Below are 15,996 nucleotides of genomic sequence, written 5' to 3' on the forward strand. Positions count from 1 at the left end.
CATCCGAGGCGTCCTCGCGGTGGGCGCCTCGGCTCGGCGGCGTGATCGCGGCAGGTCGTCCGCCGGACGGATGCAGGCCGAGGTCAGAGTCGGCTCGCCGGGTCCCGACCTCGATCGGTACGGAAGATCGACACCAGCACCCGGAGCACGAGCACCGACGCGATGACGAGCAGGCAGTAGCCGAACACGGCATACAGCGACAGTTCGCTCCCCAACACCTGCGGCCCGCCCTGCAGTCCGAGCAGCATCACCGCGATCAGGCCGCTGGTGATGCCGAGCAGGGTCAAGAGGACCTGGTGCACCAGACCGGTGGCGAAGCGGCGATCCCGCTCGTCGGCGAACAGCCGCACGTTGATGCTCAGCCTGCCCTGCTCCAGCGAATCGGAGATCCGGTCCAGGCGCCGGGGCAGTCTGCGCAGCATGGGCAGCATGGCGAGCAGCTCGCCCTTGACCGTCTCCCGAACCGAGCCTGCGGTGCCCTGGGAGGCCAGCGCCTGCTCCCCGAAGGTCCGTGCCTCGGCGACCAGGTCGAACCGGGGCAGCAGGACCTGCAGGGTGCCTTCGAGGGTGCCCAGCGCCCGCGCCACGGCGGCGAGCTGCGGCGGCACCGCGAGGCCGTGGCGCGACACGATGCCGAAGAGGTCGACGAACATCTGGGCGGACGGCGTCATGCCCGCGCTGAGATGGCGGGCCATGAACTGGCCGAGTGCTCGCTCCAGCCGCTGTTCGTCCACGTCGTCGGGACGTTCCACCACCGCCAGCAGCGCGTCGGCCACCATCGAGGCGTTGCCCGCGTTCAACCCGAGCAGCAGCTGGGCCAGCGAGTCCTTGGTGAGGCCGTCGAGCCTGCCCACCGAGCCGAAGTCCAGCAGCCCGATTCGGCCTGTCTCGGTCACCATGACGTTGCCCGGATGCGGGTCGGCGTGGAACACCCCGTCGAACATGATCTGCCGCAGCACGCAGTGCAGCAGCGAGCGAGCCAGTTCGGCACGGTCCCACCCCGCCTCGTCGACCATCGAGCCCGATCGCCGCAGCGACCGGCCGGGCAGCCGGTCCATCACCAGTACCCGCTCGCCGGACAGCTCCTCGTGCGGGACCGGGTACAGCACGCTCGTGTCGGCTCGGAGCCGAGCGGCCGCGCCCACCGCCGCCATGTTGCCCGCCTCGATGCGGAAGTCCAGCTCCTCGCGCAGCGCCTCGGCGAAACCCTCGGTCAGCTCCGCGACCCCCAGCGACCGACCCCAGCGAGTGCCGTTCTGGAGCGAACGGCCCAGTCGGGTGACGATGTCGAGATCCCGCTCCACCGTGGTCCTGATGCCCGGTCGCTGGACCTTGACGATCACTTCCTCGCCGGTGCGCAGCCGAGCCACGTACACCTGCGCGATCGACGCCGCCGCGAGCGGCTCCTGGTCGAACTCGGCGAAGACCTCCTGGACCGGTCTGCCCAGCTCGGCGACCAGAACCTCCTCGACCTGCTCCCACGGCGCCGCGCTCGCCCGGTCCTGCAGGCCTGCCAGCTCCTCGACGAACTCCGGCGGGAGGAGATCCTGCCGAGTCGACAGCACCTGGCCTAGCTTGATGAAGGTGACCCCGCCCTCGTCGAGGGCGGCGCGCAGCGAGCGGGCCAGCCGCTGCCTGCCGCCCACCGAGGACGGTGCGGCCTCACCGCGACCGCGCAGATACGGGCCCAGTCCATGTCGGACGGCGATCGTGCTCAGGCGGGTGTAACGGCTGGTTCTGGCGATACGCCGCCGCAGCGCGGGCAGCCACTCCATCACTCGGGGCACCGAACCGCTCGGCACGAACGCCTCGGCCAGCACGAGGAAGATCATTGCGGCCAGCACGGCACAGGCGGTCGCGAGGACGAGCAGGAGCAACGCCACGCCCTCACCCTGCTCGAGCGAGGAGCCCACGATCAGACTCACCAGCGGGCCGCCGATGGTCAGCGCGAGCAGCCCGGCCGCCACCGCGCGGAACCGACTGAAGCGAATACCGAGGAGGCGACGCGCCATCGTGCCGAACAAGAAGACCAGTCCGATGAACGTCACCGCCGCCACGATGGCGAGCATGAGTACCCCTCTCGACGACACGTGAGACCCGTGAGATCGATCCGCTCTGTCCGTCGAGGCAACGACCCTCCGGTCGAGCCGCGCCACGGGCCGGAGCTGCCCGGCACCTCGACGCGGTCTGCCAGCCGCCGAACCCGGCAGGCATGCGCGGCCGCTCGCCGAGCCCGCCCGCAGCCGGAGGTCAGTCGGCGCGGTCCAACGGGGTCTCGTCGGGTGCGATCGGCTCCGGCCAGCCGGGATAGGTCGGGGGAGTCCCGCCGAACTCAGGACAGAACGCCTGATGATCGCACCAGTCGCACAGCCTGCTGCGGTTGGGGCGGAAGTCGCCGGTACGACCGGCGCGCAGAATGGCCTGCCAGATCGCGTCGAGGGTGCGCTCGAAGCGGCGCAGCTCGGCCTCGTCGGGCGTGTAGGACAGGGACTGCCGATCGGCCAGGTACATCAGCCGGAGCTGGCGGGGCACCACGCCGCGCAGCCGCCACAGGGCCAGGGCGTAGAACTTCATCTGGAAGAGGGCCTTGCCCTCGCCGATCGCACGCGGCGCCGCGCCGGTCTTGTAGTCCACCACCCGGATCTCGCCGGTCGGGGCGACGTCGATGCGGTCGATGTAGCCGCGCAGCAGCACGCCGGAGTCGAGTTCGGTCTCCACCAGCAGCTCACAGGCCTCCGGCTCCAGCCGTCGCGGGTCCTCGAGTTCGAAGTAGCCCGCCAGCAGCCGTCGCGCCGAACCGAGCCACTCCGCGAGCGCGGGATCGTCCGGCCCGGTGAACAACGCGGTCCAGGCAGGCTGATCGGCGGACAGCTCCTGCCAGCAGGGCTCGAGCAGGGCCTCGGCGCGTTCTGGCAGCCGCTCGTCGATCGGCAGCGCGAAGAGCCGTTCCAGGACGGCGTGGACGACCGTTCCTCGGACCTGTGCCTTCGTCGGCTTCTCCGGGAGCCGATCGACCGCCCGGAAGCGATACAGCAGGGGACACTGCTTGAAGTCGCCTGCCCGAGAGGGCGACAGCGCAGGTCTCCTGACGGTGCCCGTGGAACGTCGGCCCGCGTCGATGCTCGTGCCCGCCGTGTCGGTCATGCAGCGCACCCTAGGTCACCCGGCCGACGGTCCGACCGCGACGCGAGGCGCGTGACCGAGCCGGATGCGACCTCGGCGTCGTCCACTGCGCCGGGACGACCGGCGCGCGCGCCCGGCCGGTCGGGCACCGAGCGCCCGGCGGGCCGCCACACCGAGACGGGGACACCGAGACGGGGATGTCGAGGGGCGGGGACGCCGAGACGGGGATGTCGAGACAGGCCTGTGCTGTGTTCGGCCGTGCCGCCCTGGTCTTCGGCGTCGTCCTCGACCTCCGCCGGGTTCCCGTGGTGCCGGGCCTCGTCGGGGTGCCGGGCCGAGGGCCCGCTCGACCACCGGGGTACCGGGCCTCGGCGGCGCTGGGCGACCCGATGCACTGCCGCCTCACCCCCGGGGTTCTAGGCTGCCTAGATGCCCGCCGCCAGCAGACCCGCCCCGTCAGCGGGTTCGGTGTCGGGACTGCTGCTGCTCCGAGTGAGCGGCGTGCCGGTCCTGCTGGCCCCGTCCTGGTGGCTGATCTCCCTGTTGATCGTCGCCCTGTACACGCCGTTGGTGCGCAGACTGCTCCCGGACACCGGGCTGGTCACCTCGGCACTCCTCGCGGCGGCGTTCGCCCTCCTGCTGGGCGTCTCGGTGCTGCTTCACGAACTGGGACACTGTTTCGTGGCACTGCGCCTCGGCCTGCCGGTCCGCCGCATCCGACTCCAGTTCCTCGGCGGTGTGGCCGAACTCGTCCGGACCCCCGCCAGGGCGGGGCAGGAAGGGCTGATCGCGGCGGCAGGCCCGGCGGTGTCGCTCGCCCTCGCCGCCTTCTTCGCGGGTCTTCTGCCGATCATCGAGCCGCGCGGGGTGCTCTGGCTGCTCGTCGTCCAGGTCGCCGTCGCCAACGCCGTCGTCGGGGCCTTCAACCTGCTGCCCGGTCTGCCGCTCGACGGGGGACGGGTCCTGCGGGCGGCGGTCTGGGCGGTCAGCGGCCGACGGGTGACTGGTACCAGGGCGGCGGCGGTCGGCGGGACGCTGGTCGCGGTGCTGCTCGCCTGGTGGGCTGCGGCAGGCCTCCTCGCGGGCAGCGACGACCGCTGGCTGCGGCTGGGCGCCTGCGTGATCATGATCTGGTTCATCGCGATGGGGATCAGCGCCGAACTCGCGGTCACCGGCAGGCGGGTCTGGCCGCCGGAGCTGCGGCTTGCGGAGCTGACCCGACCGGTGTTGCAGCTCCCCTCCGAGAGCCCGGTGGCCGACGCGCTGGCCGCCTCGGCCGGGCGCGGCGTCGTACTGGTGCGGGCCGACGGGGTCGCCGTCGGCCTGCTGGATCGCCGGGCGGCCGAGGAGCTGGCGGTCGTCTCGCCGTCCTCTCCTGCCGAGTACGCGACCGAGGCGATCACGGCGGAGAACGTCGTCCTGGACTCGGAGTCGGGGGAGGAGATCGCCGAGCGGGTGCTGAGCACCTCGGCCTGGCAGTTCCTCGTCGTCGACGCCGACGGGCGACCGTGCGGGGTGCTCCGCAGGGAGGAGCTGCGGGCGGCGCTCGACGCAGGCTGATCGACGGCTCCCGTCGGCCGGTGTCCGACCATGGACGAGGCGGTGCAGCGGGCGATCGGGAGGTTCCGCGCGGCAGACGGCCGCCGGTCTGCGACCATCAGCGCCGCCGCACGCCGTGCGGCGCACTCGCGGAGCCGACGCCCGATCCTCCTCCCGGCGAGCAGGAACGGCGGGGATCGACGCGGCTTCCCCCAGATCATCGCAGGAGGTTCGACACCAGTGAGCAGCGTCAGCGGCCCGTTCCAGATCGGCGACCGGGTACAGCTCACCGACCCCAAGGGCAGGCACTACACCGTGGTGCTCGAAGAGGGCGGCGAGTACCACACCCATCGAGGGAGACTGGCTCATGACGCGCTCATCGGCGCCCCGGAGGGCTCGGTCGTGACGTCGGCGGGCGGCGGGACCTCCTATCTCGCGCTGCGCCCTCGGCTGGCCGACTACACGCTCTCGATGCCCCGAGGCGCACAGGTCATCTATCCCAAGGACGCGGCGCAGATCTTGATGTGGGGGGACGTCTTCCCTGGCGCGCGAGTGCTGGAGGCAGGCGCAGGCTCCGGCGCACTGACGTGCTCGCTGCTGCGGGCCGTCGGCTCCGAGGGCTCGGTGACCTCCTACGAGATCCGGCAGGACCACGCCGATCATGCCGACCGCAACGTGCGGCGCTTCTTCGGTGACAAGCCGGACAACTGGTCGCTGCACGTCGCCGACCTGGCCGACTACGACGGCGGGCCCGTCGACCGCGTGATCCTGGACATGGTCGGGCCGTGGGAGATGCTCGACGTCGTCGCGGCGAACCTGATTCCCGGCGGCGTCCTCGTGGTGTACGTCGCCACCGTCACCCAGCTCTCCCGGATCACCGAGGCGCTGCGTGAGCAGCAGTGCTGGACCGAGCCGGAAGCCTGGGAGACGCTCGTCCGGCCCTGGCACGTCGTCGGTCTCGCGGTGCGGCCGGAGCACCGGATGGTCGCCCACACCGCCTTCCTGCTCACCGCGCGGCGGCTCGCCGACGGGGTGACCGCGCCGAGGCCGCAGCGGCGGCCGAGCAAGGGCTGACGCCGGTTCGCTCCACATCGGAGACGAGTCCCTGCCGGGACCGTCTTCGGCGACCGGAACCGTGAACGACGAACGGCGTCGCCGCGAGCGGAGTGCTCGGCGGCGACGCCGCGGGTCGCGATCGACGGTTCGGGAGGGTCAGTAGGTGGGGATGATCAGGGAGTTCTCGTCCACCCGGTAGTCACAGACCTTCCACTGGCCGTCCTCCGGCACCAGAGTGAAGTACATGGCCATCTCGGTCAGGTAGTCCGCCATCTCGGCGGGCACGTTGGTGTAGGAGATCAGCATCCGCGCCTCCGCCTCCCCCGGGCTGAGCTGCGCGACCGCGTCGACGGTGAAGGCGACCTCGATGGCGGCCAGCGACGGATCGATCGCACCGGGGTCCAGACCGGCGGCGAAGTCCTCGACGCCCGAGACGCCCAGCTCGTCCTGGTACTGCGTGCAGGTCATGTCGACGAACGTCTGGAAGTCCTCATTCGTCACGGCTTCGGCCAGCGTCTGGGCCGCCTGCTCCGGGCTTCCCGAGACACCGCCGCCACTGCCGTCCCCGCCACCGCCGTCGGACCGGCTGTCGCCAGGGGCGCCGGAGCCGCCCGCGTCGGTCGTGGCGCCGCCGTCGGAGTCGTCGCCGAGGACGAGCACGAGGACGACGATCAGGACGACGACGAGCACCCCGCCGCCGCCGAGGATCCAGGGCAGCGGGCTCTTCTTCGGCCCGCCGGGACCCCCCGACCCGGCGGGGTCGTACTGCGGACCGTAGCCGGGCTGCTGCCCGCCCCAACCTTGCTGTTGCCCGCTCCAACCCGGTTGCGGTCCGGGCTGCTGCTGGGGGAAGCCGCCGGACGGCGGGCCGCCGGGCTGGGGATACCCGCCGGGTTGCTGGGGATACCCGCCGGGTTGCTTGGGATACCCGCCGGGTTGCTGCGGGAAGCCGCCCGACTGCGGTCCGGGCTGCTGCTGCCAGCCGCCGGGCGGCCCGTACGGGCCTGGCTGAGGTGGCATGGACATGAAGATGTCTCCTACGACTGAGGAAGGTCGAGCCGACACCGAGCCGGTGCCCGCGATGCGCCGATCCGCATCCGATCCGGGCGGTGGCGTGCGGGCGACGCTATCGGGCGAGGTCGCGGGAATGGTGACTGGTTGCCGGTAAGTCGCCCGCTGATCGGCACGACGATTCTTCGAACCTGTCCTTGGTCGCTGGTGTCCCGTTGCGCGGGGCAGGAGTGGCGAGCTGCGTCGTCGTCGGTCATGACGACTCCGGGACGGCTTCCTCCGGTCGCCAGCAGCTCACCGACGCCGAGCTCCGCGCACGTTGGAGCGGGACCGAAGACGGACTCGCCGGAGCTGACCTCGAATGTCGGGAGTGGGTCGACTCGACCGGCTCGTCGACGGGCCGCACACCGTTGTTCGGCGCGACCCGCCGTGGCCGGTCGACCATGTCGGTGGAACGCGATCACGGCCGGGCTCGAGGACGAGCCCGGCCGTGATCGAGGGACGGCGACCGCGTCGGTCTCAGCCGAAGCTGCAGACCTTCCACTCGCCTTCGTCGACCAGTTCGATCGGCAGCTCATTGGTGAGCGCGATGCCCTGGTCCTCGGCGGTCTGCTCGATCTCCGGCGGCAGGCCGGTGAGGGAGAACTCGATCACGCCGGTGACGACGCCGTCGGCCGTGGGCTCCGACACCGAGGTGGCGGTGAACTGCGGCTGGGCATCGGCGATCTCCGGCGGCGCCCCTTCCATGAGGTCGAGTTCCGAGGCCTCGGCGTCTGACACCCGCTCCGCCTCGCAGATCAACGCGTTGGCGGCGATGTAGTCCTCTTCGGTCAGCGCGGCGGCGAAGGCGTCGGCCGTCGCCTGCGGTGACCCGGTGGCGAGTCCGCCGCCGTCCGGCAGTGTGCCTTCGTCGTCGGACGGGTCGGGACTCTCCTCGGTGGTGCTGCTCGTTCCGCCCGTGCCGGGCTGGGCGGCCTGCTCGTCGCCGTCGTCGCCGCCCAGAGTGAAGATGAGGACGGCCACGACGGCGATCAGGACGACGCCACTGCCCGCCAGAATCCAGGGCAGCGCGCTCTTCTTCGGGGGCCCGCCTTCGGGGCCGAAGCCGCCGGGCTGGCCGTACTGACCGGGCTGGCCGTACTGACCGGGACCCTGCTGACCGGGGCCGTACTGGCCGGGCTGACCGTAGCCCTGCTGACCGCCCGGTCCGTACTGCTGGGGGAAGCCGCCCGACTGGGGGCCGCCCTGCTGGGGATGTTGCTGGGGGAAGCCGCCGGACTGCGGGCCGCCCTGCTGGGGTTGCCAGCCTCCTTGCTGGCCGTACGGGCCGGGCTGTTGAGGCGGCATGGACATGTTCTCTCCTACGACTCACGGTGGTCTCGTCGACGTCTATCGGCAGAGCGCGCCGACCCGCATGACTGCGGCGTCGGTCCCGTGACTCACACACCTCTGCCGGGCGACCGTATCGGCCCATGAGGTGCTGGGTGGCCTCTTGCCAAAGAAGCATGGTGGGCAGTGAGAGAAATTCTCACGTGCACAGGCTGGAGACGCAGAATGCGGCCGGGCTCGTACGAGCCCGGCCGCATTCGTCAGCCGAGTTGATCAGACGATCTCGCTCAACCGGTCATGCCGCTCATGCCGCAGACTCGCCAGCCGTCCTCGTCGACAAGTTCGAGAGGGAAGGTCATCTCGTCCATGCTGCCTGCCAGCATCTCCTCCATCTCCGGGTCGAGGCCGTTGAAGCGGAAGCTCAGCTCGGCGGTGGCACTGCCGTCGGCAGGCTCGCTCACGTTGTCGACCGAGAACTCGACGGAGACGCCCTCGCCGAACTGAGCCGCCAGCTCGTCGGTCATCTCGGACATGGCCTCTTCGGCCTCGGCGAGCTCGCTGTCCTCAGCCCGGTCGGCTTCGCACATGAGTTCGTTGACACGCTGGTAGTCGCCGTCGTTGAACGCTGCGGTGAAGTCGTCCGCGGCCTGCTGGGGACTGCTCGAACCGCCCGCGCCACCACCACCCAGGGTGAAGATCAGCACGACGATGACGGCGATCACGACGACGCCGCCGCCCGCGAGGATCCAGGGCAGCGGGCTCTTCTTGGGCGCGCCGCCCTCGGGGCCGCCGAAGCCGTCAGGCTGCTGGCCGTAGGGCGCGCCGCCGGGCTGCTGGCCGAACTGTTCGGGCTGGCCGGGCTGCTGGCCGAACTGGGGCTGGCCGCCCTGCGGGCCCTGGCCGTACGGTCCGGGCTGCTGGCCGTACGGCGGCTGACCGCCCGGCTGGCCTTGCGGGCCCTGCTGTCCGCCGTAAGGGCCTTGGGGGTTGGGCGGGACGGTCATGACTTCTCCTCATACTGCTGCCTCATCGTGACCGGTCGGAGCTTAGCGACCGGCCGAACCTGCATGGTCACTCGGGACGCACGGTAGTTGCTTCGGCGTGCCGAATAGGCCTGTTCGGTGTATCCGGTCCCGCCGACCGGGCGTTTATGGGTCACACCCAGGAGCAACACCGCCAAGGACGGTGATCGCCGGTACCGTGGTATCCACCAGCACGGGAGGAGGTGCCGAGATGCCGCACGACCATCCCGGCAGCAGGCCTGACAGCGGCGACGAGCAGAGGTTCGGCGGCGACGCCGAGCTTGCTGCGCAGATCCGATTCCTGGAGGACGAGGTGGCACTGCTGCGCCGCCAGTCGTCCCAGTCTCCTCGACAGTCTCAACTAGTGGAACAGCGCCTCGCCGAGGCGTCTGATCGCATTGACCAGCTTACCGAGCGCAACGCGAAACTGGTGGACACCCTCAAAGATGCCCGCACGCAGCTCATGGCCCTGCGCGAAGAGGTCGACCGCCTCGCGCAGCCGCCGAGCGGCTACGGGGTCTTCCTGCGGGGCCACGAGGACGGCACGGTGGACGTGTTCACCGCCAGCCGTCGGATGCGAGTCCCGCTCTCGCCCAACGTGGAGATCGGCGACCTCACCCTAGGCCAGACGGTGCGCCTCAACGAGGCGTTGACCGTGGTGGAGGCGGGCGGATACGAGCGGATCGGCGAGATCTGCACCCTGCGCGAGGTTCTGTCCGATCCCGGCCAGGACAGCCCGAGCCGTGCACTGGTCGTGGGTCACACTGACGAGGAACGTCTGGTGTGGCTGGCGGCTCCGCTGGCCGAGTCGCCGCTGAAGTCGGGCGACTCCCTGTTGGTGGACAGCAAGGCAGGCTATGCCTACGAACGGGTGCCCAAGGCCGAGGTCGAGGATCTGGTCCTGGAAGAGGTCCCCGATGTGGGCTACACCGACATCGGTGGTCTCGGCAGGCAGATCGAGCAGATCCGCGACGCGGTGGAGCTGCCCTTCCTGCATGCCGACCTCTTCCGGGAGTACGAACTACGGCCGCCGAAGGGCGTGCTGCTGTACGGCCCGCCCGGCTGCGGCAAGACGCTGATCGCCAAGGCCGTGGCCAACTCGCTGGCCAAACAGGTCGTCTCGGCCCGAGGCGGCCCCGACGAGCAGGCCAAGTCCTACTTCCTCAACATCAAGGGCCCCGAGCTGCTGAACAAGTTCGTCGGCGAGACGGAGCGACACATTCGGCTCATCTTCCAGCGGGCCAGGGAGAAGGCCTCCGAGGGCACGCCGGTGATCGTCTTCTTCGACGAGATGGACTCGATCTTCCGCACCAGGGGCAGCGGCGTCTCCTCCGACGTCGAGACGACCATCGTCCCGCAGCTCCTCAGTGAGATCGACGGTGTCGAGGGGCTGGAGAACGTCATCGTGATCGGCGCCTCCAACCGGGAGGACATGATCGACCCGGCAATCCTGCGGCCAGGCAGGCTCGACGTGAAGATCAAGATCGAGCGGCCGGACGCCGAGGGCGCGAAGGACATCTTCTCGAAGTATCTGACCGCCACGTTGCCGATCCACGCCGACGACCTGGTGGAGTTCCGAGGCGACAAGCAGGCCTGCGTCGAGGCGATGATCCAGAACACCGTCGAGCGCATGTACGCCGAGTCGGATGAGAACCGCTTCCTGGAGGTCACCTACGCCAACGGTGACAAAGAGGTGCTGTACTTCCGCGACTTCAACTCCGGGGCGATGATCCAGAACATCGTGGACCGGGCGAAGAAGGCCGCGATCAAGGGCGTGCTGGAGACCGGACAGCCCGGCCTCCGCGTCCAGCACCTGCTGGACGCCATCGTGGACGAGTTCGCCGAGAACGAGGACCTGCCCAACACGACGAACCCGGACGACTGGGCGCGGATCTCGGGCAAGAAGGGGGAGCGGATCGTCTACATCCGCACTCTGGTCACCGGCAAGAATCAGGAGTCCGGCCGAGCCATCGACACCGCGACGAACACGGGGCAGTACCTGTAACCCGACCCCGGAGAACGCTGATCGACGAGCAGCGGGCCCGTCGCCGATGCATTCATCGGCGACGGGCCCGTCGCGTCGTGCCCGGCTCCGCGGTTCTCGCGAATTCCTTTCGGGCTGCCGTGCCTATCTGGTGAATTGCTTGCGGTGGTCTGAATTTCAACGGGTGGGCAGGAAGGTCCGCGATCGCCGCCCCGGTCCCCGCTCGGGGCAGGCTGATCACGCAGGTCAGCGGCCAGCCCGCTGCTCCGGTGAAAATTTCGCTTCTGGTGACTTCTTTTCGATCTTGCAATCCGGGCCTGCCCGCTGTGTATGGTGATCTTCGCTTCCAAAGTTCGAGTGACGACGGCGAGGTGTGGGGTCGATGTGCGGTCCGGAGAATGCCGTCGCCCGCACTGATCGAGTCCACGAAGTGGGATTTGCTCGGCTGGCGAGCCCCATGAGCGTCATTTGCCCGATGCGATTACAGAGGTAGTTGATATGTCGATTCCTAATCCTCGGTTGGCGGGCGTGGGCGCGTCGGCGGTGTTGCTGCTGTTCGTGGCCGCGTGCAGCGAGGCAGACTCCGCCGCCCCCGGTGGGGACGCCGACATCCGAAGCGTCGTCGAGACCGCCGAGGACGAACTGATCGCCGCCACGAAACGAGCCTGTGACGAGCCGACTCAGGTGGTGCTCGACGAATTACCCGACGCGACGGGGAATTACACCACCAATCGGATGCAGGGGCCTACCTGCAATTGGACTAATCGGGATTACCTCGAAGGGGCCACGATCACGGCGGTCACCGGCGCGCCGTATTCGGAATGGGTGGAGTCCGACACGCTGATCACCGGGGAGATCTCGGCGGTGGAGATCGCGGGTCTGCCGGGCAGCCAGGGCGCCACCGCCGAGGGCTGTGCGGTCCTGGTGGACGTCGACGGTGCGGCGCTCAGCGTGGACGTCCGGCTGAGTCAGGACGAGCCGTCGTGCGAGGTGGCGTCGCGGCTGGCGACCGAGGTCCTGAACAACCGCTGATCGGTAGGCAGTTCGGCAGGCGTGTCCTCGGTCCGCTCCCGGCCAGGATTGCCAGCTGTCCGGCGGGACCCCGACGGACGTCGTCGTCCGCAGGCCCCCGACGGCTGCGAGCGGAGCGGGGCCCAGCGAGGGTAGGTGATCCGGCCTGCCGACGAGCGTTCCCGCAGCCACCGGGACTCGATCTCCGGGACTCGGCACGGAACGGGACTGCGGTGCCCGTGGCGCTGAGGCGGTGCGGCGGGTGTGACCGGCGGCGCCCGCCTCGCCTTCGGGGCGGTCCTGATCCTGACCGTCGCCCGTTCGGCCGGGTCTCGACGAGGTCCGGAGGGCCGTCTCTGCCGCCCTCGCCTGCGGTGACCATTGCCGCGTGAGCATCGGTCCGGCGGCAGGGTGACGGCGGGGCTGTTGATCCTCGGCATCGCCCAGTCGGGCGGTGCGCTGCACCGCGAGCGCTGCTCGGCCGACCGGCGTCGACCGCCGACGGCGGTGCCGCAGATCTCCCGTGCCGTGCGGACAGCGCTCGCACCGGCGACCGGTGCCGTCTCGGCTCGGCCAGCGGCCTGCGGTTACCGTGGCGTCCGTGTCCGACACGTCTGATCGCCCGGTCGTCCCCCGCCTGGCACTGGGGCTGGCCGCCCTCGGCCGTCCCGCCTACATCAACCTCGGCCGAGAGCGGGAGCTGCCTGCGGAGCGCACCGTCGCGGCGATGCGTGCGGCGACCTGGGCGACGCTGGACGTCGCCTATGCGCAGGGCGTCCGCTGGGTCGACGCCGCCCGGTCCTACGGTCGCTCCGAGGAGTTCCTCGCGGACTGGCTCGACGACCGGGGGCACACCGACGTCATGGTGTCGAGCAAGTGGGGCTACGCCTACGTCGCCGACTGGCGGGCCGATGCTCCCGTGCACGAGGTCAAGGAGCACTCCTCGGCCCGACTGCGAACCCAGTGGGCGCAGAGCCGGGATCTCCTCGGCGACCGGATCGACCTCTACCAGGTGCACTCGCTGACCTGGGACAGTCCGCTGTTCGACGACGCCGACCTGCTCGCCGAACTCGCCGACATCGCGGGCGAGGGAGTCCGGCTCGGCTTCTCCACCTCCGGACCCCGCCAGGCCGACACGGTGCGCAGGGCCTCGGCGTTGGAGGTCGACGGACGGCGGCTGTTCCAGACGGTGCAGTCGACGTGGAATCCCCTGGAGCCCTCAGTGGGCGGCGCACTCGCCGAGGCGCACGCAGCAGGCTTCCACGTCCTGGTGAAGGAGGCGCTGGCCAACGGCAGGCTGGTGGTGCGTCCGCCCGAGGTGCTCGCCGAGATCGCCCGTAGGCACGAGGTCGGTCCGGACGCGGTCGCGCTGGCGGCGGCGTTGTCTCGACCGTGGGTGGACACCGTGCTGCTGGGACCCGCCGGACCCGCACAGTTTCGCGCCAACCTCGCCGTCGACGGCCTGCGCCTCGATGCGGCCGAACTCGACGCGCTGCTCGGCCTCGCCGTCCCCGCCGACCGGTACTGGAACGAGCGTGCCGAGCTGTCCTGGACCTGACCCGTCCCTGGACCTGACTCGTCTCCTCGGGTCCGGTGACGGCCGCGGTCCTCGATCCGAGGCCCGAGTCCGCACCGCCGAGGACACCGACGGCTTCCCGAATCGCGGCGCCGAACGGCAGGCGACGCCCCGCCCGAGGCGACCGTGATGCCCGTCCGGGACTGCGATGTCCGCCGAACGGGTGAGACTGTCGAACAGGTGACCGGCCGGGGAGAGTGGTCCGTCGCTCGACGATCGGTCGAGCGCTGATCAGTCGAACTCGCCCGCGTCGAGCAGGGTCAGCCACCGCCGAGCCAGCTCGCGGCCGTCCGGGACCATCGGCCAGGCCGGGTCCGCGACCTTGGCGCGCAACGCCGCCAGGTCCAGCCAGCCGCCCTCGGCGATCTCCGTGAGCTGATGCCGGATCGGGCCGTCCCAGCGCACCTCGAATGCGGTGGTGAAGAGCCGCACCGTGTCGGACTCGTACCGGCCGTCGAACAGTCGGACCAGCGGTGTTCCGCTCACGCCGAGTTCTTCGGCCAGCTCACGCCGTGCGCACTGGCCCATCTCCTCGTCCGCCCCCAGCACCCCGCCCGCCCAACAGTCGTACCTGCCGGGGAACACGTCCTTGGTCTCGGTCCGCCGATGCACGTAGACCCGCCTGCCATTACCCGATCGGACGAGAACCGAACTCGCGGCGTGCCACAGCGAGCGCGCTCGCATGTCTGCGCGGGTGGTGGCTCCGATCCGGCTGCCGGTCGCGTCGAACACGGCGACCAGCTCGTCTGGAGTGCCCATCGAGTGATCCTCTCACCACTGACCGTCAGACCCCCTGAACCCGTAGGCTGACGACCATGCGGCGGATCATGGGCACCGAGGTGGAATACGGCATCGCAGTGCCGGGGGACAGCACCGCCAATCCGGTGCTCACCTCGACGCAGGTGGTGCTGGCCTATGCGGCCTCGGCGGACATCCCTCGGTCGCGGCGGGCCCGGTGGGACTACGAGGTCGAGTCCCCGCTGCGCGACGCGCGCGGCTTCGATCTGGGCGCGGGTCACTTCCCGTCCGCCGATCCCGACTCCGACGATCTCGGTGCCGCCAACGTCATCCTCACCAACGGCGCCCGGCTCTACGTCGACCATGCGCACCCGGAGTACTCGGCACCCGAGGTCACCAACCCTCGCGACGCGGTCATCTGGGACAAGGCGGGCGAGCGGATCATGGAGGCGGCGGCGATGCGGGCCGCCACCGTGCCCGGCCAGCCCCGGCTCCAGCTCTACAAGAACAACATCGACAACAAGGGTGCCTCCTACGGCACGCACGAGAACTATCTGATGGCACGCAGCACCCCGTTCACCGCCGTCGTCGCAGGTCTGACGCCCTTCTTCGCCTCCAGGCAGGTGATCTGCGGCTCCGGGCGGGTCGGCCTCGGCGCATCCGGCGACGGCGCGGGCTTCCAGCTCTCACAGCGCGCCGACTACATCGAGGTCGAGGTCGGCCTCGAGACCACTCTCAAGCGGGGCATCATCAACACCCGTGACGAGCCGCACGCCGACGCCGACAAGTACCGCAGGCTGCACGTCATCATCGGTGACGCGAACCTGGCCGAGACCTCGACCTATCTCAAGCTGGGCACGACGGCGCTGGTCCTGGACATGATCGAGTCCGGCCACCGGTTCGACGACCTCCGGCTCGCCGATCCCGTCCACGCCGTCCACGCCATCAGCCACGACCCCGGCCTGCGGGCCACCGTCTCGTTGGCGGACGGCCGCCGCTTCACCGGCCTCGACCTGCAGTGGGCCTATCACGAGCGGGCCGAGCGCTTCGCCGAGGCGGGTGGCGTGGAACCGCCGGGGCGGGACGTGCTGGCCGCCTGGGGCGAGATCCTCTCCGCCCTCGGTCGTGACCCGATGGAGTGCGCCGATCGGCTCGACTGGCCTGCCAAGCTCCGGCTGCTCGAGGGCTACCGCAGCCGGGACGGCCTCGGCTGGGCCTCGCCCCGGCTGCACCTGGTGGACCTCCAGTACTCCGACGTCCGGCTCGACAAGGGCCTCTACAACCGCCTGGTCGCGCGCGGCTCGATGCGCAGGCTCGTCGCGGAGGAAGAGGTCCTGGCTGCGGTGACCGCCCCGCCGGAGGACACCAGGGCCTATTTCCGGGGCCGCTGCCTGGAGCGTTACCCCTCGGCGGTCTCGGCCGCCTCGTGGGACTCGGTGATCTTCGATCTGGGTCGAGACTCGCTGGTGCGGATTCCCACCCTCGAACCCCTTCGCGGCACGAAGGCGCACGTCGGACACCTGTTGGAGGCGGCACAGACGGCGGAGGAACTGGTGGACTCCTTGACTCGTCGTTGAGGACCCGGACCGGCCCGCGTCGACAGGCGA

12 protein-coding genes are annotated in these 15,996 nt (G+C 70.3%); 6 read left to right on the forward strand and 6 right to left on the reverse strand.

Annotation, left to right across the window (positions count from 1 at the left end):
• Nucleotides 1–83: 83 nt before the first annotated feature.
• Both UA74_RS12910 and UA74_RS12915 read right to left on the reverse strand, forming a co-directional pair.
• Nucleotides 84–2,069 (reverse strand): ABC1 kinase family protein, encoded by a 1,986-nt coding sequence (locus UA74_RS12910; RefSeq protein WP_075764420.1) that lies wholly within the window; start codon nt 2,067–2,069, stop codon nt 84–86.
• Nucleotides 2,070–2,250: 181 nt separating this feature from the next.
• On the reverse strand, nt 2,251–3,144 hold the full coding sequence (locus UA74_RS12915) for a RecB family exonuclease (RefSeq protein ID WP_075764422.1): 894 nt from the start codon (nt 3,142–3,144) through the stop codon (nt 2,251–2,253).
• 408 nt (nt 3,145–3,552) lie between these two features.
• Between UA74_RS12915 and UA74_RS12920 the strand changes: the two genes are divergently transcribed.
• On the forward strand, nt 3,553–4,683 hold the full coding sequence (locus UA74_RS12920) for a site-2 protease family protein (protein WP_075740459.1): 1,131 nt from the start codon (nt 3,553–3,555) through the stop codon (nt 4,681–4,683).
• A gap of 219 nt (nt 4,684–4,902) precedes the next feature.
• Nucleotides 4,903–5,736, forward strand: coding sequence for a tRNA (adenine-N1)-methyltransferase (locus UA74_RS12925; protein WP_075743752.1), 834 nt, complete (start codon nt 4,903–4,905; stop codon nt 5,734–5,736).
• 138 nt (nt 5,737–5,874) lie between these two features.
• Here the strand turns inward: UA74_RS12925 and UA74_RS31760 are convergent, their stop codons facing one another.
• From UA74_RS31760 to UA74_RS12945, 3 genes are all read right to left on the reverse strand, one after another.
• Entirely contained in the window at nt 5,875–6,744 is an 870-nt protein-coding gene (locus UA74_RS31760) for a hypothetical protein (protein ID WP_157442211.1), read from the reverse strand.
• A gap of 504 nt (nt 6,745–7,248) precedes the next feature.
• Nucleotides 7,249–8,082 (reverse strand): hypothetical protein, encoded by an 834-nt coding sequence (locus UA74_RS32795; RefSeq protein ID WP_075740462.1) that lies wholly within the window; start codon nt 8,080–8,082, stop codon nt 7,249–7,251.
• 263 nt (nt 8,083–8,345) lie between these two features.
• A complete protein-coding gene (locus tag UA74_RS12945) occupies nt 8,346–9,062 on the reverse strand; it encodes an Rv0361 family membrane protein (RefSeq protein WP_075740463.1) in 717 nt (238 codons plus the stop codon).
• 229 nt (nt 9,063–9,291) lie between these two features.
• Between UA74_RS12945 and arc the strand changes: the two genes are divergently transcribed.
• The 3 genes from arc to UA74_RS12965 all read left to right on the forward strand — a co-directional run bounded on the left by arc (nt 9,292) and on the right by UA74_RS12965 (nt 13,633).
• Nucleotides 9,292–11,085: a proteasome ATPase gene (arc, locus tag UA74_RS12950; protein WP_075743753.1), complete on the forward strand. Its 1,794-nt coding sequence runs from the start codon at nt 9,292–9,294 to the stop codon at nt 11,083–11,085.
• Nucleotides 11,086–11,562: 477 nt separating this feature from the next.
• Nucleotides 11,563–12,096: a DUF3558 family protein gene (locus UA74_RS12955; RefSeq protein WP_083683170.1), complete on the forward strand. Its 534-nt coding sequence runs from the start codon at nt 11,563–11,565 to the stop codon at nt 12,094–12,096.
• A gap of 580 nt (nt 12,097–12,676) precedes the next feature.
• The gene (locus UA74_RS12965; RefSeq protein ID WP_075766111.1) at nt 12,677–13,633 is read left to right on the forward strand and encodes an aldo/keto reductase; all 957 of its coding nucleotides are present in this window, start codon (nt 12,677–12,679) and stop codon (nt 13,631–13,633) included.
• 249 nt (nt 13,634–13,882) lie between these two features.
• Here the strand turns inward: UA74_RS12965 and UA74_RS12970 are convergent, their stop codons facing one another.
• A complete protein-coding gene (locus tag UA74_RS12970; protein ID WP_075764428.1) occupies nt 13,883–14,410 on the reverse strand; it encodes an NUDIX hydrolase in 528 nt (175 codons plus the stop codon).
• Nucleotides 14,411–14,466: 56 nt separating this feature from the next.
• Here UA74_RS12970 and dop point away from each other — a divergent pair, with 56 nt between their 5' ends.
• Complete coding sequence (dop, locus tag UA74_RS12975; protein ID WP_075740466.1) at nt 14,467–15,966, forward strand: depupylase/deamidase Dop; 1,500 nt, start codon at nt 14,467–14,469, stop codon at nt 15,964–15,966.
• Nucleotides 15,967–15,996: the final 30 nt, after the last annotated feature.

It is taken from the genome of Actinoalloteichus fjordicus (assembly GCF_001941625.1).
In the GTDB taxonomy this organism is placed as follows: Bacteria; Actinomycetota; Actinomycetes; order Mycobacteriales; family Pseudonocardiaceae; genus Actinoalloteichus_A; species Actinoalloteichus_A fjordicus.

What these genes read in the sequence shown, in the direction of transcription:
- UA74_RS12910 (WP_075764420.1), bottom strand. Translation starts at nt 2,069, where the DNA reads ATGCTCGCCATCGTGGCGGCGGTGACGTTCATCGGACTGGTCTTCTTG.
- UA74_RS12915 (WP_075764422.1), bottom strand. Translation starts at nt 3,144, where the DNA reads ATGACCGACACGGCGGGCACGAGCATCGACGCGGGCCGACGTTCCACG.
- UA74_RS12920 (WP_075740459.1), top strand. Translation starts at nt 3,553, where the DNA reads ATGCCCGCCGCCAGCAGACCCGCCCCGTCAGCGGGTTCGGTGTCGGGA.
- UA74_RS31760 (WP_157442211.1), bottom strand. Translation starts at nt 6,744, where the DNA reads ATGTCCATGCCACCTCAGCCAGGCCCGTACGGGCCGCCCGGCGGCTGG.
- UA74_RS32795 (WP_075740462.1), bottom strand. Translation starts at nt 8,082, where the DNA reads ATGTCCATGCCGCCTCAACAGCCCGGCCCGTACGGCCAGCAAGGAGGC.
- UA74_RS12945 (WP_075740463.1), bottom strand. Translation starts at nt 9,062, where the DNA reads ATGACCGTCCCGCCCAACCCCCAAGGCCCTTACGGCGGACAGCAGGGC.
- arc (WP_075743753.1), top strand. Translation starts at nt 9,292, where the DNA reads ATGCCGCACGACCATCCCGGCAGCAGGCCTGACAGCGGCGACGAGCAG.
- UA74_RS12955 (WP_083683170.1), top strand. Translation starts at nt 11,563, where the DNA reads ATGTCGATTCCTAATCCTCGGTTGGCGGGCGTGGGCGCGTCGGCGGTG.
- UA74_RS12970 (WP_075764428.1), bottom strand. Translation starts at nt 14,410, where the DNA reads ATGGGCACTCCAGACGAGCTGGTCGCCGTGTTCGACGCGACCGGCAGC.
- dop (WP_075740466.1), top strand. Translation starts at nt 14,467, where the DNA reads ATGCGGCGGATCATGGGCACCGAGGTGGAATACGGCATCGCAGTGCCG.